Source organism: Micromonospora parathelypteridis (assembly GCF_014201145.1).
GTDB lineage: Bacteria > Actinomycetota > Actinomycetes > Mycobacteriales > Micromonosporaceae > Micromonospora > Micromonospora parathelypteridis.
Genome location: NZ_JACHDP010000001.1, coordinates 3,431,331 through 3,451,261 on the forward strand (window position 1 = coordinate 3,431,331; position 19,931 = coordinate 3,451,261).

General features: G+C 70.4%; 20 protein-coding genes and 1 pseudogene. 7 read left to right on the forward strand and 14 right to left on the reverse strand.

Going from position 1 to position 19,931, the window contains the following annotated elements; translation table 11 throughout:
• Window positions 1–51: 51 nt before the first annotated feature.
• The 6 genes and pseudogenes from HNR20_RS15420 to HNR20_RS15445 all read right to left on the reverse strand — a co-directional run bounded on the left by HNR20_RS15420 (window position 52) and on the right by HNR20_RS15445 (window position 5,471).
• Window positions 52–998 (reverse strand): annotated as a pseudogene (locus tag HNR20_RS15420) (type II secretion system F family protein).
• Entirely contained in the window at window positions 959–2,497 is a 1,539-nt protein-coding gene (locus tag HNR20_RS15425) for a TadA family conjugal transfer-associated ATPase (protein ID WP_184180489.1), read from the reverse strand. The pseudogene HNR20_RS15420 and the gene HNR20_RS15425 overlap by 40 nt, the downstream one beginning before the upstream one ends.
• Window positions 2,487–3,287 (reverse strand): CpaE/TadZ family protein, encoded by an 801-nt coding sequence (locus HNR20_RS15430; protein WP_184180491.1) that lies wholly within the window; start codon window positions 3,285–3,287, stop codon window positions 2,487–2,489. The genes HNR20_RS15425 and HNR20_RS15430 overlap by 11 nt, the downstream gene beginning before the upstream one ends.
• A 2-nt stretch (window positions 3,288–3,289) precedes the next feature.
• Entirely contained in the window at window positions 3,290–3,949 is a 660-nt protein-coding gene (locus HNR20_RS15435; RefSeq protein ID WP_184180493.1) for an SAF domain-containing protein, read from the reverse strand.
• Window positions 3,946–4,911 (reverse strand): hypothetical protein, encoded by a 966-nt coding sequence (locus tag HNR20_RS15440; RefSeq protein ID WP_373290971.1) that lies wholly within the window; start codon window positions 4,909–4,911, stop codon window positions 3,946–3,948. The genes HNR20_RS15435 and HNR20_RS15440 overlap by 4 nt, the downstream gene beginning before the upstream one ends.
• Window positions 4,905–5,471, reverse strand: coding sequence for a hypothetical protein (locus HNR20_RS15445; RefSeq protein ID WP_184180495.1), 567 nt, complete (start codon window positions 5,469–5,471; stop codon window positions 4,905–4,907). The genes HNR20_RS15440 and HNR20_RS15445 overlap by 7 nt, the downstream gene beginning before the upstream one ends.
• A 797-nt stretch (window positions 5,472–6,268) precedes the next feature.
• Between HNR20_RS15445 and HNR20_RS15450 the strand changes: the two genes are divergently transcribed.
• Window positions 6,269–6,946, forward strand: coding sequence for a prepilin peptidase (locus HNR20_RS15450; RefSeq protein ID WP_184188493.1), 678 nt, complete (start codon window positions 6,269–6,271; stop codon window positions 6,944–6,946).
• Between the two features lie 21 nt (window positions 6,947–6,967).
• Here HNR20_RS15450 and HNR20_RS15455 read toward each other — a convergent pair whose 3' ends face one another.
• Together HNR20_RS15455 and HNR20_RS15460 are read right to left on the reverse strand one after the other, a co-directional pair.
• Window positions 6,968–7,597, reverse strand: coding sequence for a phosphatase PAP2 family protein (locus tag HNR20_RS15455; RefSeq protein WP_184180497.1), 630 nt, complete (start codon window positions 7,595–7,597; stop codon window positions 6,968–6,970).
• A 131-nt stretch (window positions 7,598–7,728) separates the two neighbouring features.
• Complete coding sequence (locus HNR20_RS15460) at window positions 7,729–8,202, reverse strand: DUF8243 domain-containing protein (RefSeq protein ID WP_184180499.1); 474 nt, start codon at window positions 8,200–8,202, stop codon at window positions 7,729–7,731.
• Window positions 8,203–8,347: 145 nt separating this feature from the next.
• Here HNR20_RS15460 and HNR20_RS15465 point away from each other — a divergent pair, with 145 nt between their 5' ends.
• The 3 genes from HNR20_RS15465 (at window position 8,348) to HNR20_RS15475 (ending at window position 11,284) form a co-directional block, all read left to right on the forward strand.
• Window positions 8,348–9,136, forward strand: a complete 789-nt coding sequence (locus HNR20_RS15465) for an SAM-dependent methyltransferase (protein ID WP_184180500.1) — start codon at window positions 8,348–8,350, stop codon at window positions 9,134–9,136.
• A gap of 76 nt (window positions 9,137–9,212) precedes the next feature.
• Window positions 9,213–10,373, forward strand: a complete 1,161-nt coding sequence (locus HNR20_RS15470) for a low temperature requirement protein A (RefSeq protein WP_184180502.1) — start codon at window positions 9,213–9,215, stop codon at window positions 10,371–10,373.
• Window positions 10,374–10,387: 14 nt separating this feature from the next.
• Complete coding sequence (locus HNR20_RS15475; RefSeq protein WP_184180504.1) at window positions 10,388–11,284, forward strand: bifunctional helix-turn-helix transcriptional regulator/GNAT family N-acetyltransferase; 897 nt, start codon at window positions 10,388–10,390, stop codon at window positions 11,282–11,284.
• 56 nt (window positions 11,285–11,340) lie between these two features.
• Here HNR20_RS15475 and HNR20_RS15480 read toward each other — a convergent pair whose 3' ends face one another.
• A complete protein-coding gene (locus HNR20_RS15480) occupies window positions 11,341–12,522 on the reverse strand; it encodes a low temperature requirement protein A (protein ID WP_184180506.1) in 1,182 nt (393 codons plus the stop codon).
• Window positions 12,523–12,658: 136 nt separating this feature from the next.
• Complete coding sequence (locus HNR20_RS15485; protein WP_229687021.1) at window positions 12,659–13,543, reverse strand: LysR family transcriptional regulator; 885 nt, start codon at window positions 13,541–13,543, stop codon at window positions 12,659–12,661.
• Between the two features lie 134 nt (window positions 13,544–13,677).
• Between HNR20_RS15485 and HNR20_RS15490 the strand changes: the two genes are divergently transcribed.
• The 3 genes from HNR20_RS15490 (at window position 13,678) to HNR20_RS15500 (ending at window position 15,844) form a co-directional block, all read left to right on the forward strand.
• On the forward strand, window positions 13,678–14,289 hold the full coding sequence (locus HNR20_RS15490; protein ID WP_184180509.1) for a dihydrofolate reductase family protein: 612 nt from the start codon (window positions 13,678–13,680) through the stop codon (window positions 14,287–14,289).
• Complete coding sequence (locus HNR20_RS15495; RefSeq protein ID WP_184180511.1) at window positions 14,286–15,236, forward strand: GNAT family N-acetyltransferase; 951 nt, start codon at window positions 14,286–14,288, stop codon at window positions 15,234–15,236. Before HNR20_RS15490 ends, HNR20_RS15495 begins: the two co-directional genes overlap by 4 nt.
• Before the next feature lie 65 nt (window positions 15,237–15,301).
• Window positions 15,302–15,844: a GNAT family N-acetyltransferase gene (locus tag HNR20_RS15500; RefSeq protein WP_184180513.1), complete on the forward strand. Its 543-nt coding sequence runs from the start codon at window positions 15,302–15,304 to the stop codon at window positions 15,842–15,844.
• A gap of 53 nt (window positions 15,845–15,897) precedes the next feature.
• Here HNR20_RS15500 and HNR20_RS15505 read toward each other — a convergent pair whose 3' ends face one another.
• From HNR20_RS15505 to HNR20_RS15520, 4 genes are all read right to left on the reverse strand, one after another.
• On the reverse strand, window positions 15,898–16,824 hold the full coding sequence (locus tag HNR20_RS15505) for a SpoIID/LytB domain-containing protein (RefSeq protein WP_184180515.1): 927 nt from the start codon (window positions 16,822–16,824) through the stop codon (window positions 15,898–15,900).
• A gap of 6 nt (window positions 16,825–16,830) precedes the next feature.
• Window positions 16,831–17,709 carry a peptidoglycan DD-metalloendopeptidase family protein gene (locus tag HNR20_RS15510; RefSeq protein ID WP_184180517.1) on the reverse strand — a complete coding sequence of 293 codons (879 nt, stop codon included), beginning with the start codon at window positions 17,707–17,709 and terminating at the stop codon, window positions 16,831–16,833.
• 53 nt (window positions 17,710–17,762) lie between these two features.
• Window positions 17,763–18,626, reverse strand: coding sequence for a peptidoglycan-binding domain-containing protein (locus HNR20_RS15515; RefSeq protein ID WP_184180519.1), 864 nt, complete (start codon window positions 18,624–18,626; stop codon window positions 17,763–17,765).
• A gap of 234 nt (window positions 18,627–18,860) precedes the next feature.
• On the reverse strand, window positions 18,861–19,895 hold the full coding sequence (locus HNR20_RS15520) for an NBR1-Ig-like domain-containing protein (RefSeq protein WP_184180521.1): 1,035 nt from the start codon (window positions 19,893–19,895) through the stop codon (window positions 18,861–18,863).
• Window positions 19,896–19,931: the final 36 nt, after the last annotated feature.

Below are 19,931 nucleotides of genomic sequence, written 5' to 3' on the forward strand. Positions count from 1 at the left end.
GCCGCCTTTCGTTCGCGACTGCGGGGCTCCGCTGCGCTGCACTCCTCGCGCTCACGCGATCACCTCGGAAGGGTCGGGCGCGGGCAGGAACCGGGCCGGCCGCTGCGGCTGGCTCATCGACCGCACCCAGGCCAGCAGGCCGATGAAGGCGGCGCCGAGGGCGGCCATCACCACCTGACCGACCGGAGTGCCGTACGGCTTGATGTACTCGGTGTTGAGCAGCCCGTACGCCAGGGTTGCCAGGGTCATTCCAGTGAGGAAGCGGACCGCGAACCGGGGTTGCGTGCGTTTGGCCTCGATCTCCCGACGGGTGGCCACCTCCGCGGACGCCGCGCCGGCGATCGAGCCGAGCACGTCACCCAGCCGTTCACCCCGGTCCGAGAGGTGCAGGATCAGCGCCGCGACCACCTGGTCGCAGACCGGGTCGGCGATCTCGTCGGCGAACGCCAGCAGCGCGGAGCGGGCCGTCCAGCCGGCCTGCAGGCGGGCGGCGAGCAGCCGTACCTCGTCCTCGACGCCGGGTGGCACGCTGCCGATCGTGCCGATGATCGACTGTTGGAGGCCCTGGCCGGTGCCGGAGACGTCCTTGAGTCGGCGGGTCCACTCGCCCACCGCCTCGATCCGAGCGATCGCCTTCTGCTCGGCCTTGCCCACCCCGAACAGCCACGGGGTGCCGGGCACCGCCACCGCCACCAGCAGGCCGACCACCGGCAGCCCCGTCAGCAGGAAGGCAAGCGCGCCAGCAACCAGCGCGGCGATCAGCAGCGCCTGGTAGGCCCGCTGCTCCGCCGGGGTGGCGCCAGGCCCTCGCCAGAGTCGACCGAGGCCCGGCCCGGCACCTGGGCGCGGACCAGGTGGGCGTCGGGTGCCGATCAGCGCGACCAGGGCCAACAGCAGCCCGGCCACACAGGCGGCTCCGGAGACCACCGCGATCAACTCCAGGCTGCCCAGCATCAGGTCACCGCCGGGCCAGTCGGGTCTGCCGAGGCCGCCGCCAGGCGCCCGTGCCGGCCTCGATCCACCGGGTCAGCAGCCGCGCGTCGTAACCCACCCTCATCAACTGGTCGCGGACCCGCTCCGGCAGGTGACGGGGGACCGCACGACCGTCGGGGCCGGGCCCGAAGACCGTGGTGGTGGTGATGCGACCGGCCTCGCCAGCGCCGATCACCTCCTCCACATGCGACACGAACCGGTGTTTACGCCCACCGATGGCGGTCTCGTCCTCGACGGTGACGTAGACGATCAGGTCGAGGGCGTTGCCGGCCATGCGGCGGGCCTGGTCGACGGTCATCTCTCGGCCGTGCGCCAACGCCAGCTCGACAATCCGTTCACCCACCCCGGCAGCCGTGCGGGCGTGGATGGTGCACATCGAACCCCGGCTGGTGGTCATCGCCTGGAGCATCGGCACGATCTCCCGGGACCGCACCTCGCCCACGATGATCCGCAGTACGCCCATCCGTAGCGACAGGGGGATCAGGTCGGCGATGGTCACCTCGCCGGCTGGGCGGCCGTCGAAGCCGCGTTCGCCGTGCCCCTCCCGGGCCTCGAAGCTCATCACCGCCCGGTGCCGCTCGCGGCGGCGGGCCGGCAGCAGCTCCCGGCTCTCCTCCAGCAGCACGTACGGCTCGTCGGGCGGGATCTCGTTCATCAGCGCCCGGATGATCGTGGTCTTTCCGGCGCCGGCCAGCCCGGCGACCATGATGTTCAGCCCGGCGCGCATCGCCGCGCGGAGGAAGTCGCGCAGCAGCGGGTCGATCATCTCGTCCAGGTCGGCCCGGGTGCCCGCGACGTCGTCGAGGCTCACGTCCAGGGTGTTGTGCTTGCGGATCACCGCGTACGGGCGGTGGCTGACCAGGAACACCGCGGCCAGCCGGCTGCCGTCGGGCAGTTGCAGGTCGAGCGTGGGCTTCACGGTGGACAGGGACCGCTCGGTCGCGCCAGCCCGGCGGGCTGCCGCCTGAAGGATCTCCACCAGCTCCGCGTCGCTGTCGGCGATCGGCTCGGCCCAGTCCACCCCACCGCCGTGCCGGGTGATGCGTACCTGGTCGCAGCCGAGGATGTGCACCTCCTCGATGGTGTCGTCGACCAGCAGCGTCTGCAGTCGGCCGAGCCCGACCAACTCGGCGGTCACCTGGTCGAGCAGCAGGCGTTCCTCGCCGGCCGCCATCGGGGTGCCGGCACGGCGGACCGCGTCCGCGTACTCGGCGACCACCGTGACGGCCAGCCGGGCCCGTTCGGTGTCCTCTTCGTCGACGGTGAACTCCCGGCCGCGCTGCCACAGGGTGAGCCGTTCGGTGAGTTCCCGGCGTAGCTCCCGAACCACCTGGAAGTCCATCCGGGGCCGGGGCGATGACTCCGGCGGCGGTGTGGCCGCGGGCGTCGGGTGTGGCATCGGCACGGAGTGGTGCCGGCCGTTCGGCGCGGTCAGTGGGGGCGCGGTCGAGGTGACACCCGGGGGCTGTTGGCGCGGGTCGGCGGAGACCGGCTCAAACCGCATCCGGCACCCCCTGCTGCACGGGCCACGCCAGCCGGGCCTGCCGCCGCTCCAGCAGCGCCCCGATCGGCACCTCCAGGGCGGCGGCCGCGCGCATCAGCGGCCGTCCGGTGCGGACCGTCCCGCCCAGGGCGAGCACCCCGGCGGTACGCGGGTCGTGCGGCAGCCGTGCGATCACCGGCAGTTTCAGGGCGCGACTGATCTCGGCTCGCCCGTGCCCGCCCCCGACCAGCAGCAGCCGCAGTGTGCCCGGCGGCACCCGGTGCTCGGCGAAGTCCCGTTCGATCGCGGTGACCACCGCCCGGGTGCCGGAGAGGTCCGGCAACTGCGCCCGGGTCACCAGCAGCACCACGGAGGCGGCTCGCAGCAGCGGCCACGGTGGCCCGGTCACGTGCAGCCGGCCGCAGTCGACCAGCACGTCGTAGCCGGGGGTGCCGCGGTCCAGGGCGTTGAAGTAGTCGGCGAACCGCTGCCAGAGCGGCGTGACGCTGCCGCCCTGGGCCGGGTCGACGAGCCCGGGCAGCAACAGTCGTTCCCGGCGGGGTGCGTCCAGGTCGACCAGCTGCGACCAGAACGCGGTCTCCAGGTTGCCGTCGCGCAGCTCCCCGACGGCCAACTCGCCGATCCCGCGCGGGCCGTCCAACTGGCCGCCGAGGTAGCCGGCGAGGATCGAACCGCCAGCCGGGTCGCATTCGGCGAGTACCAGTCGTCGATGCCAGGCCAGCGCGCAGGCCAGCGCCGAGGTCGTGACGCCGGGCGAACCCTTCGCGGACACCAGCGCGATGATCGCCATGCTCAGGCCGCCTCGGTCAGCACGACGGCGATACGCCCCTGCGCGGCGAGCGCCACCACCGCGGGCACGTCCCGTGTGGTGAGCGCCAGGTAGAGCACCTTGTCGTCGTTGGCCGGGCTGACCATGTCGATCACGACGGCCGAGAATCTGGTGCCGGCGGCGTCCACCTCTGCGGTGTTGCTGCGGTCCGGGGTGCTCACCAGCAGGACCTTGTCCCCGGGGTGCAGTTGGCGAGCGGGCACCTGGGCGGTCTTCAGGCCGAGCGCGATCTGCTGCTGGCCCGGGCCGAGCAGCGGGTTGTCGGTGATCTGCCCCAGGGTGAGCAGGGTGCCCGGGACGAGTGCCACCGCGGCCCGTTTGCCGACCACCTCGTCGAGCCGGCTGGCGGGCACCGGGCGCAGCCCTTGGCCGCCGGCGACCTGCACGGTGACCAGGTCGGCGGCGCTGATCTCCCGGCCCACCTCCACCTGCCGGGCCACCGCGAGATAACTGCCGGTGGCGCGGACCGAGGTGACCGCGAACGCCGCGCCCAGCCCACCGAGGGCGATCAGGAGTACGGCGAGACCGAGCAATCCTGGGCGGACCCGGCGCTGGCGGACCACCTTGGGCGGGCTGACCGGTGCGTCAACCGACCCGGTCCCGTTGCGTGTCGCGAGGCTCATCGGGTAACCACCTGGAGTTCGTTGATCTGGATCTGCACGATGCCGCTGTCCCGGGTCACCCCGGGGATCTCTCCGGTCTCGCCACCTCCGCGCCAGGTCACCGTCCAGTACGTGGTGGCGGTGACGTCGTAGGTGCCGGCCTTCTGGTAGCCGTCGTCGTAGCCGCAGTTCGGGGAGGTCCCGCCGGCGCGTTCGCCCGTCGCTTCATACTCGGTGCCGGCGTTGTAGCAGGTGACGTACTCTCCGTTGCCCATGTCCCAGACGATCCGCTTGACCTCCGCCGTGATTTCGACGGTCACGTCCCGGTCGGTCTCGTCGGCATATATCGGGCCGAAGTAGGCGGCGTTCTGCTCGGACCACATCCACACCGGCAGGCCGACCAGGCCAGGGCCGATCCTTTTACGGGGTGCGACCGCCAGGGGCGCCGGTAGCAGCGTTATCGACGCGAAAGCACGACGGGCCAACTCCTCCGGGTCGGGCGGCGCGCCAAAGCCGGGCGGCGGCTCGTCCAGCAGCACCGGGACTTCATTGCCGATGTCGTCGCCGCCGTTGCAGGTCTGCACGTACCACTGCTGACCCTCGGGTGCCTCGGCCTGCGGCTCGGCCAGCTTGTAGTAGCAGCCGTCGTTGCTGTTGAACCAGCCCTTGTGCTCGTCGTAGCAGGGGATGGTCCGCCCGTTCCACTGGCAGCCGCCGCCGCCCCCGCCGCCGCCGGAGTCCCCACCGCCGTTGTCTCCGCCGCCGCCCGGATCCCCCGGGTTGCCGGGTTCGTCGTCCCAGACGCTGCAGTCGGGCTGGTCGGGTGGGCAGCCGGCGCCCGGGCCGGCGCGCAGGGCAGCGGCAGCCGGCAGGGTCGCGCTGACCACCAGCAGGAGTGCGAGGCCGATCCCGACGAGTGCCCGCCGAGACGCCGTGGCCCGGGGGGTGTGGGCCGGAGTGCCGCTTGCTCTCCAGGTCAGCACGGCTGGTCCCGATGCGCCGTGCCGGAGTTGATCAGCCAGCGGCCGTCGGGATATCGGGTCGCGGTGGCGGTGGAGAGGTGTCTGCTGCCCTTGCTGCCCGGGACCACGCGCTTGTCCTTGGCGTAGACCAGCTGGTAGCCGGTCGTGTCCAGGCAGTCCTGAATCTCGACGGTGGCCGGCTTCGCGTCCAGGCTGACGGCGGTCACGGTCGGGTCGGACTTCAACGTCCCGGTACGCATAGCGCCGTGCTCCTTAGCCTTCCGAATGGACAATCGAACCCGCGTGAGAAGTGGATCAGCGAGGAATCGGGACAGTTCCGGCGCGCGCGGATCACTGCGCCCACTCGCCGTCCGCGAGGCGGCGAGATAACCGGAGTACGCGTCAAGTGCCGCCTTTTCGGCAGCTCGCCGTTCGACGTCGGGATCTGCCCGTTGTCCATCGTCATGGGCTGCCGTTGGCCGTTCAACGGCCTCCCGCCCGCTGGCGCAGGCGGTGACCGGCACTGCCGCCACGACCGCCAGCAGGCAGATTGCCGCTCGTCTGAGCTGCCGTCCGCGCACCGTCGAGCCTCCTCGTGGTCGCCCGACGCGGTGACGGATCACCACCGCCGGGCATGCGGAAGCGCGCCCGGATCAGCACATCCGGAGCCGTTCATTGCGCTTCTGCATTCACCGTTACGGATCTTCTACAAATGCAAGGTCCTGTGTCGTCCGGTTGTGAAGGTGAGGCTTGCGTCACACCCAAGGGGCGAGCATAGGCTGACGCTCGCCGATGCAACAGAGGCAATTCAAGTGAACACTCTCCGTGATGACAGGTGGTGGTGGCGGGTGTCCGCGCTGCGTCCCGCGCAATGGCCGAGCGAGGGGTCGTCAATGATCGGGCGTCGCCGGGCCGGATGGGGTCCCCTGGGGCTCGATGCTGGTCCCGGGAGTGGGACAACGTGGCCTCATCCCGGCATCCGCGCGGGGTTGTCGACCGATCGACGAGCTGTCCCGCCCGACGGGGTGCCCGGCCCGGATCCGACCGGGAGCGTCCTCCGGCGGCCGGGTGGGCAGGTCGCTTTCTGCGCCATCCGCTACACCTCTGCAAGCCTTCCGTCACAATCCGTGTTCGCCCTCGTGGCGGAGCACCGGGGCGCGATGGAGGCGACATGGCGCTGACCGGCCCCCCTGCGGCCGTCCCCGGTCGGGAAAACCCACCCGATCGGAGCCCGGCACCCCCGCCGTCCGGTGGCACGACGCAACCCGCCCACCAGCCAGAGCCCTCTGAACGTCGCGAACGTTCGGCGGCGCTCGTCCAGGCGGTGGCTCGCGCTCGGCTCTCGACCGTGTGCGCGATCCTCACGGTCATCCCGCTGATGCGGATGGCTGCGCTGCGCTACTCCGTACCCTCGGGCGCGCCGAGCCGGACCGGCTGCGACGCCTGCGGCGCGCCGGTCGGCCTGACCCGGCCCTGGCCGGCGCTCGGTCCGGCGGCCAGGTGCGGGCGCTGCCGGGCACGGGTCGGTCCACCGCCGGGAACTGTCGAGTTGGCCGGGCTCGCCGCGGTGCTGCTGCTGGCGCTGGCCGTCCCGTCGGGCGGGGCGCTGCCGGCGCTGGCCTGGTGGCTCGGCTGGACGATCCCGGCGGTCTTCGTCGACCTGGCCGTGCACCGGTTGCCGGACCGGCTCACCCTGCCAGCGGCGGCCGGGACCTGGCTTCTGCTCGGCGTGGCCGCGCTCGATGCCGAGCCGGGGCACTGGCTACGAGCCGCCATCGGTGGCGCTGGGCTGGCGCTCTTCTTCGCCAGCAGCACGTTGCTGCTCGGCCACCGCGGGTTCGGGCTGGGTGACGCCAAGCTGGCGCTCAGCGCGGGAGCGCTGCTCGGCTGGTACGGCTGGCCGGTGCTGGTCCTCGGCCTGCTGGTTGCTTTCGGGCTGTCCGCCCTGGTGAGTGTGGGCCTGCTGGCCGTGCGTCGGGCCCGCTGGAGCACGCACCTGCCGTTCGGCCCGTTCCTGCTGCTCGGCGCGGTGAGCGCGATCCTGCTGGCCGGTTGAGGACGACGACCGCCGCCGGGGTCAGGGGCGGGAGCGGCTTGCCAGTTTGGGGACCGCGCGGTCGGCGCGGGTGGTTCGACGGCGTAGCGCCTCGGCGGCCGGGCGGGCCAGGAGCGGGGTTGCCACCACGGCGACCAGCGCACCGAACAGCACGCCCACGATGACGTCGTGCGGGTAGTGCACGCCCACGAACACCCGGGAGAAGGCGCCGAGTGCGGCCAGTGGCAGCGCGACCAGGCCGAGTCGGCGCGACAGCAGCAGCGTGGTCACCGCCAGCGCGCCGGCCACGGTGGCGTGGTTACTGGGGAACGACCAGTCGCCCGGTGGTGGGCAGGCGCCCGCGATGATCGCCCGGCCGACCGTCCGGCAGGGGCGTTCCTCGTCCACCACCGTCTTGAACCATTCGCTGCCCGCGTACGCCAGGAGGGCTGGCACCGGCGCGACCAGGGCGAGTGCCCGGTCGTGCGGACCGCCGGACCGGCGGCTCAGCGCGGCCAACAGCAGCAGCGCACCGAGTAGCAGGATCACCCCCTCGGTGGCGTGTCCGACGAACCACTGCACCGGCTCTGGGCTGCTGGCGGCGGCGTCGACGACGTCGCGGTACCACTCGGCACTGATCTCCGGAACGTCCGTGCTGCCGTTGTCGGCCATGCGTCACCTCACTTCATGTTCATACCCCGTTCACCTTGGTGACACCCTAGGAACGCGGCAGAGGGCAGCACAGCCGACGAAGGTCGGGTAGGCGTCACGACCTTCGTCTGCTCAGGTAGGCACACGACCGCTCAGTCCGCCGAGGTCGGCGCGGGGCCGCCGGCCATCCGTTCGCGGACGGCCTCCAGCGCCTCGAAGGCGTACGCCCAGTTGTGGCACTTGAAGCTACGCAGGCCGTCGATCGCCGTGCGGCAGTCGGCGCAGCGCACGCCCGCGATGGCATCCGGGATCTCGGTGTTGACGTACTTGCGCTCGCCGAGGATGACCGTGGCGATCATGGCCTTGTCGTGCAGGCCGGAGAGCGCCGACGAGACGATGTCGAACCAGGTGACCCGTCGGCCGCACTTCGGGCAGTCGGGTTCGTCGCCGCTGACCCAGAGTGGGGCGCCGATGCTGCGCGCCGGCATGCCGAGGAGCTTCTCCAGCCGCCGGACGTCCGACTCCGGGGTGGTCCAGCGGTGTCGGCCGGGCAGTGATGCGGGCGAGTCGTACACGGCGCGGAACAGGTCGTGGTCGACCTGCACGGTCTCCCGCTGAGTGGTCATCGGCGTCCCTCCTCGTTGAGTCGGTGCCCCCACCGTGGTCAGCGATGACCAAGGGCGCAGCCGGATCAACGACACGAGGGGCCAGCGGGTCGTCGCCGCGGGTGCTAGACATCGAGATCCACCCTCGCCGTCGAAGGGATCCCTCATGACCGAACAGCCGGCACCCGACGCCACCAGCAAACCCAACGTCGCCCGGATGTACGACTACTTCCTCGGCGGCAGCCACAACTTCCCCGCCGACCGGGCCGCCGCCGACCGGGTGCTGGAGATCTTCCCGGAGACCGGGGTCGCCGCCCAGACCAACCGGCACTTCCTGCGTCGAGCCGTCCGGTACGCCGCCGAGCAGGGCGTCCGCCAGTTCCTGGACATCGGCGCCGGGCTGCCCACCCAGGACGCCGTGCACGAGGTGGTGCGGGCCGTGGCGCCGGACGCACGGGTGGTCTACGTCGACTACGACCAGGTGGCCGTCACGTACGCCCGGCAGTTGCTGACCGGCGTGCCCGGCACCGCGGTCGTCCAGGGCGACCTGCGACGGCCGGACGAGTTGCTGGCGCACCCGGACGTGCGGGCCACCCTCGACCTGGACCGCCCGGTGGCGGTGCTGCTCCTCGCGGTGCTGCACTTCGTGCCGGACGACGACGACCCGTGGGCGGCGCTCGCGCAGCTGCGCGACGCCACGGTGCCCGGCAGTCACCTGGTGCTGTCCCACCTGACGTTGGACGGCATCCCGCCGGAGTTGGCCGAGCGCGGCCAGGCCGTCTACCGCAACAGCAGCGCCCCGCTGGTGCCCCGTACGCACGCCGAGGCGTCGCGCTTCTTCACCGGTTACGACCTGGTGGAGCCCGGACTGGTCGCCACCACCCGGTGGCGGCCGGACGGCGAGCCGGAGGCCGTGGATTCGCACGGGTACGCGGGGGTCGGCGTCCGCCGCTGACCCGTTTTCGCCTCCAGCGGCCCTCCCCGGGTGGTACGACGGACGCAGGGCGTGCGTGCCACCGGGAGGAGCGCCGATGGCGAGCAGGCCCGAACGGCTGCTGCGGGGAAGCGACGCGCCGCTCAGTGCCTCGTTCCTGGAGCTCTTCTTCGACCTGGCGTTCGTGCTCGCCCTCAGTCAGTTGGCCGGGCACCTGCTCCACGACCTCACCCTGGCCGGCGCGCTGCGTACCGCCCTGCTGCTGGCGGCTGTCTGGTGGATCTGGGTGCCCACCACCTGGTTCGCCGACTGGTTCGATCCGGAAACCCCGACCATCCGAGCGGTGCTGATCGTCGCCACGCTGGGCAGCCTGCTGGCCGGGGTCGCGGTCCCGCAGGCGCTGGACGGGCGGGGCCTGCTCTTCGCTGGCGCGTACGTCGCGGTCCACATCGTCCGGGGCGCGGTCACCGCCTTCACGCTGCGCGGTCACCCGCGGCAGACCCGGGCGCTGCGGATCCTCTGCTGGTTCAGCGTCTCCGCCGTGCCGTGGCTGGCCGGCGGGTTCCTGCCGGAGTGGCGGGTGCCGCTCTGGCTGCTCGGCCTCGCCATCGACTTCACCGGTCCACGACTCGGCTGGCCTACTCCACGGATGGGCCGAACGCCTCGGCAGGAGCTGCACCTCACCGGCGAGCACTTCGCCGAGCGGTACCAGCAAATCATGATCATTGCCCTCGGCGAACTGGTCCTGGTCGCCGGCCTGACGTACGGCGGCACCCGCCTCGACCTCGCGGAGACCGCCGCCTTCCTGCTGGTCTTCGCCACCTCGGTGCTGATCGGTCTGCTCTATGTCACGCCCGCCGGACTTCGGCTGGGCACGGCCATCGAGCACGCCGACCCCTCCCGGCTCGGCGTCATCACCGGGTACCTGCACCTGGTGATGATCGCCGGGTTGGTGGTCACCGCCGTCGGCGCGGAGTTGAGCATCGCGCACCCCACCAGGGCCGGCGACACGACCGCCGTGGTGGTCGTCCTGGGCGGTCCGATGCTGTTCCTCGTCGGGCGGATCCTCCTCTCGTTGGCGATCCACCAACGCCTCTCCTGGCCACGGGTGGTCGCCCTGCTGCTGCTGGCCGTCGCGGCGGCCGTCCTGCGACTGCCGCTGCTGGCGGTCAGCGCGGTCGCCACCGGGGTGGTGTTCGTGGTGGCCGTCCTGGACCACGCCGGCATCCTCGCCTACCGCCGCCCTCGACCTAACTGACTAAAGTCAGGCTTATGGACTCCGCGCTCATCGCCGCCGTGCGAAGGTTCAACCGGACGGTCACCCAGCGGGTGGGTGCGCTCGACGACGAGTACATGGCTCAGGGGCGCCCCCTGGGGCAGGCACGTCTGCTCTGGGAGATCGGCCCCGCCGGCGCCGAGGTCGCGGCGCTGCGGGCCCGGCTCGGCCTGGACTCCGGATATCTGAGCCGGCTCCTGCGCATCCTGGAGAACGACGGGCTGGTCACCGTGGGACCGGCCGGTCAGGCCGGCGGCGACGGCCGGGTCCGCACCGCGGTGCTCACCGACACCGGTCGCATCCAGTGGGCCCAGCTCGACCAGCGGTCCGACGACCTCGCCACCTCGATCCTCGAACCGCTCACCGAGCACCGCCGTGAACGACTCGTCGCCGCCATGGCCGAGGTCGAACGGCTCCTCATCGGGTCGATGGTCGTCATCGAGCCGTGCCCGCCGAGCGACCCACGGGCCCGAGCATGCCTGCGGGCCTACGCCCGGGACATCGCACGACGATTCGACGACGGGTTCGACCCCGCACTGAGCAACCCGGTCCACGACGAGGCACTCGTCCCGCCGGCCGGCGTGTTCCTGCTCGCCACCCTCAACACCGAACCGGTCGGCTGCGGCGCCGTCAAACTCCACCGCGACGCACCCGCCGAGATCAAACGAGTCTGGGTGGCCGACACCGTACGCGGGCTCGGCATCGGGCGGCGGCTGCTCGGTGAGCTGGAACGGCACGCAGCCGAGCGTGGCGTGACCGCCGTGCGGCTGGACACCAACCGCAACCTCACCGAGGCGATCGCGATGTACCGCGCGGCGGGTTATGAGGAGATCGAGCCGTACAACACCGAGCACTACGCCCACCACTGGTTCGAGAAACAGCTGCGACGCTGACGGCGCAGGGGTCTGCGCTGGCGTCGATCTTCAGGGCGCACCGGTACGCCGGCGGGTCAGCCGGGTGGCGACGGCGGCTCGGGCGGGCGCCCTCGCGCGCGGGCGGCGTCCGAGATGGCGACCCCGGCCAGGACCGCGGTGGCGGCGAGGGCGGCCACGAGCGGCGGTACGAGAAGCATCAACGGCGTCAGGGCGGCCAACGCGAGCAGCCCGATCGGCCGATCAATGGACACCCGGCTGAAGACCGCGTACTCGAAGCGGGAACGCCCGGCCAGAAACAGCGCGGGACCGCCGAGGATGACCGCGATCCAGGCCGGTTCAGGATGCCCGAACGGGTGGGCGATGACGAGTTCGGCGCCGACCGCCGCGACGACGACGCCGGCCACCATGACCAGGTGGGCGTAGAACGCCGAGAGGCCGAGGCCGGCCGGATCCCGGGATCCTGCGATGGCCGATGCCGACAACTCTCCGGCACGGTAGATGTAGATGCGCCAGAGCAGCACCGTGGTGGCGATCGACACCAGGAACGCCGCAGTCCGGTCGGGCGCGAAGCCGCTGCCGCCGAGGGTCGACGCGGAGACCAGGATCAACTCGCCCAGCGCGATGATGAAGAACTGTCGGTGGCGCTCCGCCAGGTGTTCGGCCGCGCTCGGCAACTCCGAGGGCGGCGAGCGGCCCAGGCCCGGTGTCAGGTAGCGGAGTTTCCCCGCCAGATAGTCGATCGCCACCGCAAGCGCCCACAGTGCCTCCCGGGCGGTGCCGTGCACCAGTGCCCCCGCGATCCACGGCACGGCAGATACGCAGAACCAGATGACCACCCGTAGGGCGCCGCGCTGCAACTCGTGTCCGCGCAGGGCGATCAGAAGGCCGATGCTGCGACCGACCTGAACGGCGACGTACGTGCCCGCGAAGACCAGGCCCTGCGCGCCGAACACCGCTGGTAGCGCGACAGCCATCACCAGACTGCCGACCAGAGTCGCGATGACCAGCAGCTGAATCGTCGGCCGCTGCGGATCGAACCGGTCCGGCACCGTCGCCGTGCTGCACCAGACCCACCACACCGCCAGCAGCAACACCAGCGTGTGGAAGGCGCCGCGCCAGGTGAGGTCCTGGCTGAGCACCTGCGAGAGTTGGGTGAGCACGTAGACGAACGCCAGGTCGAAGAAGAGCTCCAGGAAGGTGGCGCGCTGCGGATCCCCGGGCTTCCGCAGCAGCCTGCCCGCCCTGCTCGTCGTCATCGGCTCGTCCGCCCCGTGGCCTTCTGCTCGCGTTGAGGGATTCGTACCATTCGTACCATGCGGCAGTGCTCACCAACCGGGTCTGCGGCCGTAGTGGTGTTGCGTGCTCGGCTCGGGCTCAGGCCTTCCCTGCGCGCTATTCGACGAAGCCGAGGTGCTGCGCGGTGTCGGCGAACGAGCGGATGAGTTCCGTCTCGTGGCCGGTACGCCAGATCAGGCCCCACCGGCCCGGCGGGGCGTCGCGGATCGGCACATAGGCGATGTCTGGTCGCGCGTAGTAGCGGGCGGCCTGGGCGTGCACAGGCGAGACGGCTTCGCCCGTGGCGAGGATCGGGATCATCTCCTGGAAGTTGGAGACGGACGGGCCGATGCGGATCAGACGTCCGCTGGGCGTGCGGAGGGGCACCAGGATTTCCCGCCAGTAGTCCGGCCGGGCCCCACCCATGACCGTCTCGTCCGCCAGATCCTCGTAGGAGACGGAATCACGGTTGGCCAGTGGATGGGTCGCCCCGACTGCCAGCACGATGGGCTCGGTGTAGATGACCGGCCCGACGGTGAGGTCCGGCTCCCGAACGGGGAGCCAGACGATCTGCATGTCGATCTCGCCGGCCCGCAGTTGCGCGAAGGGATCGCCGAAGTCGACGTGTCGTAGCTGCACCTCGCACGTGGGGTGATCGTGCGCGAACGTGTCGAACAACGGGCGGAAGTCGTGCAGATTGACGGCGATGGACCCGATCCGCAGCACGCCGGTCTTGCCGCGGGCCGCGAGCCTGGCCCGATCCATGCCCTCGTGCATGCCTCGGTACATGGGCTCGATGTCGTCGAAGAGCTGTTGACCGATCGGCGTCAGCGTCACGTTCCGGCTGTTGCGCTCGAACAGGGCGGCGCCGACCCGACGTTCCTGCTTCTTGATCGCCTGACTGACCCGGGCCGGGGTCACGTGCAGCCGCTCCGCGGTGCGGGTGAAATGCAGCTCCTCTGCCAGGACGAGAAAGATTTCGATGTCCCGAAGCTCCACCACTGTTCCGATCCGTGCATTAGCGAAGGGTTATGGCACGTTACCAGTCGTGATCTTGTCGACCCGCGCGTCTCCGCGCACGCTGATGGGCGTCGGAGCGAGAAACAGCAACCGCCGCCGCAAGCAAGGAGATCTCCGTGCGCAAGCTCGTGTATTACATCGCCGTCACCCTGGACGGCTTCATCGCCGCTCCCGACGGCGCTGACCCCACCGGTCCTGACGGGTTCTGGCCCATCCCGGACGACTACCTGCACCACCTCGTCGCCGAGTATCCGGAGACCCTGCCCGGGCCGGCCAGGCAGGCATTCGGCATCACCGACGAGGGCAGCCGGTTCGACACCGTGCTGGAAGGGCGCAACTCCTACGAGGTGGGTCTGCAGGCCGGCGTGACCGACGCCTACCCGCACCTGCGCCACCTGGTGTTCTCGCGCACGCTGGGTCGAAGCCCGGACCCAGCCGTCGAGGTCATGTCCACGGACCCGATCGCCACGGTGCGTGAGCTCAAGCGGCACGACGGTAGGGACATCTGGGTGATCGGCGGCGGCACCCTGGCTGGCGCCCTCTACCCCGAGATCGATCAGTTGATCGTCAAGCTCGCACCGATGACCATCGGCGCCGGCATCCCGCTGTTCGGGCGCGACGCCGTCTTCGCACCGCGTAACTGGCGCCTGATCGACCACACCGTCCTGGACAGTGGCGCGATCTTCCTGACCTATGGCCGCACCACGAAAGAAGACGAGCCCGCATGAACAGCAGCAGCTACCCCGAGGGCGTCACGATCCGTCCCATCACAGGCGGGGACGAGATCGCCCTGTTCAACCGCCTGCCATATACGATCAACCATGAACTCGCCGACGACCTTGCCGCTCAGCGCCGCCGACCGGAATGGATGTGGGTGGCCCTGCACGGCGACCGCGTGCTGGCCAGGGTCGCCTGGTGGGGCCGCAGCGGCGACAGCACCCCGCTGCTGCTGGACATCCTCGACATCGAAGACGGCGCCGAGGACCTGACCGAGGTGGCGCAGGCGCTGTATGAGACGGCCGCGAAGCAGGTCCTGCCGTCCGGCACCACCCCACCCGAGTACGGTCGCTTCCTCCCGGCGGACTGGCGCGAGGACCCGGACACGTACCGGGCGGTGCGACGGAGGATGGGCGTCCTCGAAAACACCGGCGCACACCTGACGGTCGAACGGTTGCGCCTGGAATGGCGTCCCGGGGCCGGCCTGCCCGCGCCCGACCAGCGCCTGGCCTTCCGCCCGGCCCTCGACACCGACGAGTTGGTCGCGCTGATGACCCGCACCCTGGACGGGACCCTGGACGCGCACAGCCGTACGGACCTGGCACTGATGTCCCCCCACGAGGCCGCCGTCAAGCACTACGAGCAGGAATTCGCCACGTACTCCAGCCCTCGTCAGTGGTGGCGCATCGGCACCTTGGGCGAGGACGGCGAGCCGGTCGGGTTCGTCGTCCCGGCGCGCAACGCCTACCACCCGGTGATCGCCTATCTTGGCGTCGTCCCGGAGCACCGGGGCCACGGCTATGTCGACGGCCTCCTCGCTGAAGGCACCCGCATCCTGGCCGCCGAGGACGTCCCACGCATCCGCGCCGCCACCGACCTGGGCAACGTCCCCATGGCAAACGCCTTCGCCCGCGCTGGCTATGTCAACTTCGAACGTGCGATCAACATGGCCTGGTAGTAAGGAGTGCCACCAGCGCAGATAATTCTGCGCGACGACTCGGGCGAGGCTCTACGCTCCCCACCATGTTCGGTCCAGTGAATCTCACCGTCGCCGGATTAGAGATCCGCGAGTTCGGGGCGCAGGACGCCCCACAGGTGGCGGCATTCGTGACGACCACGGATCTGACGGCGCTGCCACCGGGCGCCCCTCAGGCAGTAGCCGAGGTGGACGCGTGGCTGGCCGATACGGTGCGCCGACGGCTGGAAGGCGTGGGTGTGCTCCTGGCGCTCGTGGCGAGGGCCAGCGGCGAGATCGTCGGCAGCATCGGGTTGCGGGACACCGACTGGAAGTCCGGACGCAGCGAGATCGGCTACGGGGTGCGGACCAGTCAACGCGGTCGAGGCTATGCGACCGAGGCGGCCCGCGCGGTCGGCCGATGGGCGCTCACCGACGGCGGGATGCGGCGCATCCAGTTGCACGCCCGCGCTGACAACGTCCCTTCCCTGCGGGTCGCCGAAAAGGCCGGATACCAGCGGGAGGGCACACTGCGGTTGGCCAATTGGGACGGCGAGAAGGCGCATGACCTGGCCGTCTTCTCGATGATCGCCACGGATCTCGAGACATAGGAACGCGCCGCCCGCCGCGGATCTGCGGCGGGCGGCGCGGGTGTTGCGCGACGTCAGGAGATGACCACGTCGCTGTAGTAGTAGCGCAGGATCGCCTGGTAGTTCTTGCCCGCGTTCGCTTGATCACGCGAGCCGTACTGCGACATCCAGTTCCCGTCCACCCAGCCACCGCACGCGGTCGTGGTGGCGCAGTAGTGCGCCCGCAGGATGTTGCCGCTCCGGGTCATCCGGGTCGACCAGGTGCGGTCCACCGCGGCTGACGTCGAGGCAACCGCGGACGACGGCCGGTACACCTGGTCGTTGGTGTTGTCAGCGACGTCGTAGCACTGCCCGGAGGGCGTCTTCCGGGTCGAGTGCAGCGCCCAGTACCAGGCGTAACTCTTGACGGCCATCGCACCGGCGTCCAGCGAAGCGGCCGGCCAACTCGTAATCCATTCGTTCGGGAGGACGTTCTTGACGTACGTCTTGAAGTCGACCCGGTCGACTCGCCCGAGACTGACCCGGTAGACGAGGATGGTGCTCGGCAGCTTGCTGTTGGTGCCGTCGGTGCTGCAGCCCGTCACTCCACCCGTCAGCAGCTCGTGCGAGGCGTTGTTGTTCTTCAGCGTGGAGTTGAGGTTGCCCTTCGCCCCGGCGGCGAAGTCCTGGGTCGCACCGGCGAAGTTGCTGTTGAAGTAGACCCGCACGGTCTTGGAGGTGCGGTTCCACACCGATGCGGCGTTGTTCTTCACGCACAGGCCCTTGCCGCTGCCCGCGCCCTTGAACTCGTAGCACGACGGCTGGGTCGTGCCGTAGTCGTCCTGGGAGTCGGTGAAGTCGGAGACCGATCCCGCGTTGCCGCTGTTGTAGTAGTAGCAGAACTCGCCGCTGTCGCAGACCCCGTCCCGGGCCGCCGCCTGCGCTGGCGAGGCGACGGTCAGGATGGAGGTGGCCATGGCGAGGACGGCGCCGACGACGGCGAGGCCCTTGCGAAGATTCATGACGTCCTACTTCTCGTTGTAGCCCTGGGAGTTCCAGAACGAGGTCGGGTCGGGGTTGTCCAGGGTGGGGTCACCGACGCTCACGGACGCGTGGGTCTGCCGGCCGTTCCGGACCTCGACGTGGGTGTGCGCGCCCGAGCTGGAGGACACCCCGTGCCACGACTCATCGGCGATGACCTCGCCCTTGCTGATGGCGTCGCCCACGCTCACCCTCGGCGCGCTGTGCAGGTAGATCACCGACTTGTTGAGCGAGGAGTTGTAGACGGAGATCGTGGACAGGCCGCCGCTGCCGGTGCTGCCCGACGCGACGTAGATGACCGTTCCGGAGACCAGGGCGCGCACGTCCGAGCCGACGCTGCGGGCGATGTCGATGCCCTCGTGCCGGCCGGGCGTGGTGGTGTAACCGTCGAAGCCGCACGTGACCGAGCCGCCGCTGGCCTGGTACAGGGCGTACGACATGTTCGTGCGCGTCGACGGCGAGAACTGGTGCGAGGCGTTGTTGTTCTTCAGCGTGGCGTTGAGGTTGCCCTTCGCGCCGGCCGCGAAGTCCTGGTAAGAACCGGCGTAGCCGCTGTTGAAGTAGACGCGCACGGTCTTGGTGCTGCGGTTCCAGACCGAGGCGGCCTCGTTCTTGATGCACAGGCCCTTGCCGGCGCCAGTGCCCTTGAAGTCGTAGCACGAGGGCTGCTCGGTGCCGTAGTCGTCGAGCGAACCGGTGAAGTCCGAGATCGATCCCGCGTTGCCGCTGTTGTAGTAGTAGCAGAACTCACCGCTGTCGCAGACCCCGTCCCGGGCCGCCGCCTGCGCTGGCGAGGCGACGGTGAGAATGGAGGTGGTCATGGCGAGCGCGGCGCCGACGACGGCGAGGCTCTTGCGGATGTTCATGGTGTCCTTTCGTGGACCGTGAGCGTTGGTTGGTGGATGGGTTCGGGTGCGGGTCACTGCCCGCGCTGGTACTGCTCCCAGGTTTTGAACGGAACCTGGGGACCGTCGTCCGGGCCCTGGTTGGCCAGGCCGTTCATGCCGAGGTAGTAGTCGCCGACCTGGTGCTGCGCCTGGCTGGACAGGTCCGTGTCGCTGATCGCGGTTGCGTGGATGTGCCACGGCCAGTCACCCTGACTCGGGTTACGGACCCAGGCGGCGAAGCCGACCTGGCGTAGAGCCCGGGCGACGGCGGTGCGCTTGGCAGCGGTCATGCCGGTGACCGAGATGTCCACCACACCCCCGCCGTCGTGCGTACCGGCCGAGGTCGGGTCGCCCCCGGGGTTGTACGAGCCCTGATCGAGCACCAGGGTGTAACCGAGCAGACGCTGGGCCTCGGCCAACATCGCCTGGGTACGGGCGTCGACGACGTACCCGTCACGCTGGACCTTCCCGCCAGGGCCGATCGTCTTGCTGACGGTGTACCGGTTCTGCCCGAGCTTTGTCAGCGAGGTTGTGCCGGGCAGCCCGTTCGCGGCGAGGCCGGTGTAGCCGAGCGAGCGCTGGTAGGCCGCGTACGCCGAGATGGTCACGGTGCCGAAGTAGCCGTCGACCCACTGCGCGTCCAGCAGGCCCCGCGCCTGGAGCGCCTGCTCCACGGAGAGCACGGAACTCTTCGCGCCCGGGGTCAGTGTGTTGTCGGCACGGCGGGGGTCGATCTGGGCCGCCAGAACGGTGGCCTCCATGGACACGACAGGCAGCGCCGCCGTGGTGACGCTCGGCTGCGTTGTGGCGCCGGATGTCGCGGCCCACGACTGGGCCGGGACGATGACGGCCCCGCAGAGCACGGCGAGCCCGACGGCTACCCAGGGACGGCGCATAGACGATCCTCCTCGTAGGTGGTGAGTCACGTTGGGAACGGACTCACCCTGCGAGAAAGGGCCTACTGTTCGGTACCCCGTTGCCCTGTCAGATCCGTCAGGCCCTCACGGACCTCGATGGATGCGGTGTTGTCAGCTTGGCTGGCGCCCGGGACTGACATCGATTCCGCACTCCCTGACACCCGTCGTGGCGTCCGCGACCCGGAGAATCGGCCGGGTGCCGCTGCTCGGCGCTCAGGCGGTGACGTTGACCAAGAAGTAGACCGGCCGGCGGGTGGGGAAGAACTCCTGCCCGTGCTCGTCGACCATCTTCCAACTGACCCAGCACTTTCCGGGGTGATTCGGCGCGGTGACCTGAACACTGATGTTCACCTTGTCGCCGGGCGGCGTGTCACCGATCGGCACCCGATCCGGCATCCGGCAGCCGTCCGCGTCGGCGCTGGGGTTCGTCCGCGCGAGGAACCGGTTGTGCCAGGCGACCTTTCCCACGTTCGCGAGCGTCCACACCTTCACGAACGTGGCGTTCACCGGCACCTGGGTACCGTCGGGGATGGTGGCGTCGGCGACGAACTGGCTCGAATCCCCGGCAATCAGCGCGTCCGAGAATGGTGTCGAGGTTGACGTCGGCGACGCCGCCGCCGCGCCGGAGCCATCCGGGGACGCCCGGCCGCGGATGATGACGCCCACGGCGGCGACCGACACCACCACCATCACCGCGGCGGCCGCGAGCCACGGTGACCGCTGCCGTCGTGCGCCCGTGGCCTTGTCGTCCGCCGCCTGCGGGTCCTCGGTGCCCCGCAGTGCAGGCTGGCCCTCCGGCACGCGGTCCGAAGATGCGGCGACGGCGGACATGACCGGCCTGCCGGACGCCGGAGTGCCTGTGGCGTCGGGCGTATCGGTGGTCACGCCAGTGTCCACAGTGTTTCCAGCGTCGGCTTCGGTCGGGAAGTCACTGCCTACCGCAACCGGTTCGCCGGCCGGGACGGCGCGGACCGTCACCTGGCGCTGAGCGGCCTCCCATTCGCGCCGCCACTGGACCTCGTCGGCCTCGCAGGCTCGGACGAACTCGCGTGTGGTCTCCCACGAGGGAAACCTGGTCCCGGCGGCAGCCTCGTGCAGGGTCGTGTGCGAGATGCGACCCGATCGCCCTGCCATCTTCCGGAACGACGGGTTGCCCACGGTGGTCCGCAGTGTTCGCAACTGTTCGGCGAATCGCTCGGCGGCCACGCGGTCCTGGATCGGCTCGGTGGCAGCACGCTGGTCTTCCATCCGTCCCCCATGTCAGACGTCGTCGTCAGGCGTTGT

Bases quoted from the DNA above. Each gene is read 5' to 3' on its own strand.
- HNR20_RS15425 (WP_184180489.1), bottom strand. From the start codon at position 2,497: ATGCGGTTTGAGCCGGTCTCCGCCGACCCGCGCCAACAGCCCCCGGGT.
- HNR20_RS15430 (WP_184180491.1), bottom strand. From the start codon at position 3,287: ATGGCGATCATCGCGCTGGTGTCCGCGAAGGGTTCGCCCGGCGTCACG.
- HNR20_RS15435 (WP_184180493.1), bottom strand. From the start codon at position 3,949: ATGAGCCTCGCGACACGCAACGGGACCGGGTCGGTTGACGCACCGGTC.
- HNR20_RS15450 (WP_184188493.1), top strand. From the start codon at position 6,269: ATGCGGATGGCTGCGCTGCGCTACTCCGTACCCTCGGGCGCGCCGAGC.
- HNR20_RS15455 (WP_184180497.1), bottom strand. From the start codon at position 7,597: ATGGCCGACAACGGCAGCACGGACGTTCCGGAGATCAGTGCCGAGTGG.
- HNR20_RS15460 (WP_184180499.1), bottom strand. From the start codon at position 8,202: ATGACCACTCAGCGGGAGACCGTGCAGGTCGACCACGACCTGTTCCGC.
- HNR20_RS15465 (WP_184180500.1), top strand. From the start codon at position 8,348: ATGACCGAACAGCCGGCACCCGACGCCACCAGCAAACCCAACGTCGCC.
- HNR20_RS15470 (WP_184180502.1), top strand. From the start codon at position 9,213: ATGGCGAGCAGGCCCGAACGGCTGCTGCGGGGAAGCGACGCGCCGCTC.
- HNR20_RS15475 (WP_184180504.1), top strand. From the start codon at position 10,388: ATGGACTCCGCGCTCATCGCCGCCGTGCGAAGGTTCAACCGGACGGTC.
- HNR20_RS15480 (WP_184180506.1), bottom strand. From the start codon at position 12,522: ATGACGACGAGCAGGGCGGGCAGGCTGCTGCGGAAGCCCGGGGATCCG.
- HNR20_RS15495 (WP_184180511.1), top strand. From the start codon at position 14,286: ATGAACAGCAGCAGCTACCCCGAGGGCGTCACGATCCGTCCCATCACA.
- HNR20_RS15500 (WP_184180513.1), top strand. From the start codon at position 15,302: ATGTTCGGTCCAGTGAATCTCACCGTCGCCGGATTAGAGATCCGCGAG.
- HNR20_RS15505 (WP_184180515.1), bottom strand. From the start codon at position 16,824: ATGAATCTTCGCAAGGGCCTCGCCGTCGTCGGCGCCGTCCTCGCCATG.
- HNR20_RS15510 (WP_184180517.1), bottom strand. From the start codon at position 17,709: ATGAACATCCGCAAGAGCCTCGCCGTCGTCGGCGCCGCGCTCGCCATG.
- HNR20_RS15515 (WP_184180519.1), bottom strand. From the start codon at position 18,626: ATGCGCCGTCCCTGGGTAGCCGTCGGGCTCGCCGTGCTCTGCGGGGCC.
- HNR20_RS15520 (WP_184180521.1), bottom strand. From the start codon at position 19,895: ATGGAAGACCAGCGTGCTGCCACCGAGCCGATCCAGGACCGCGTGGCC.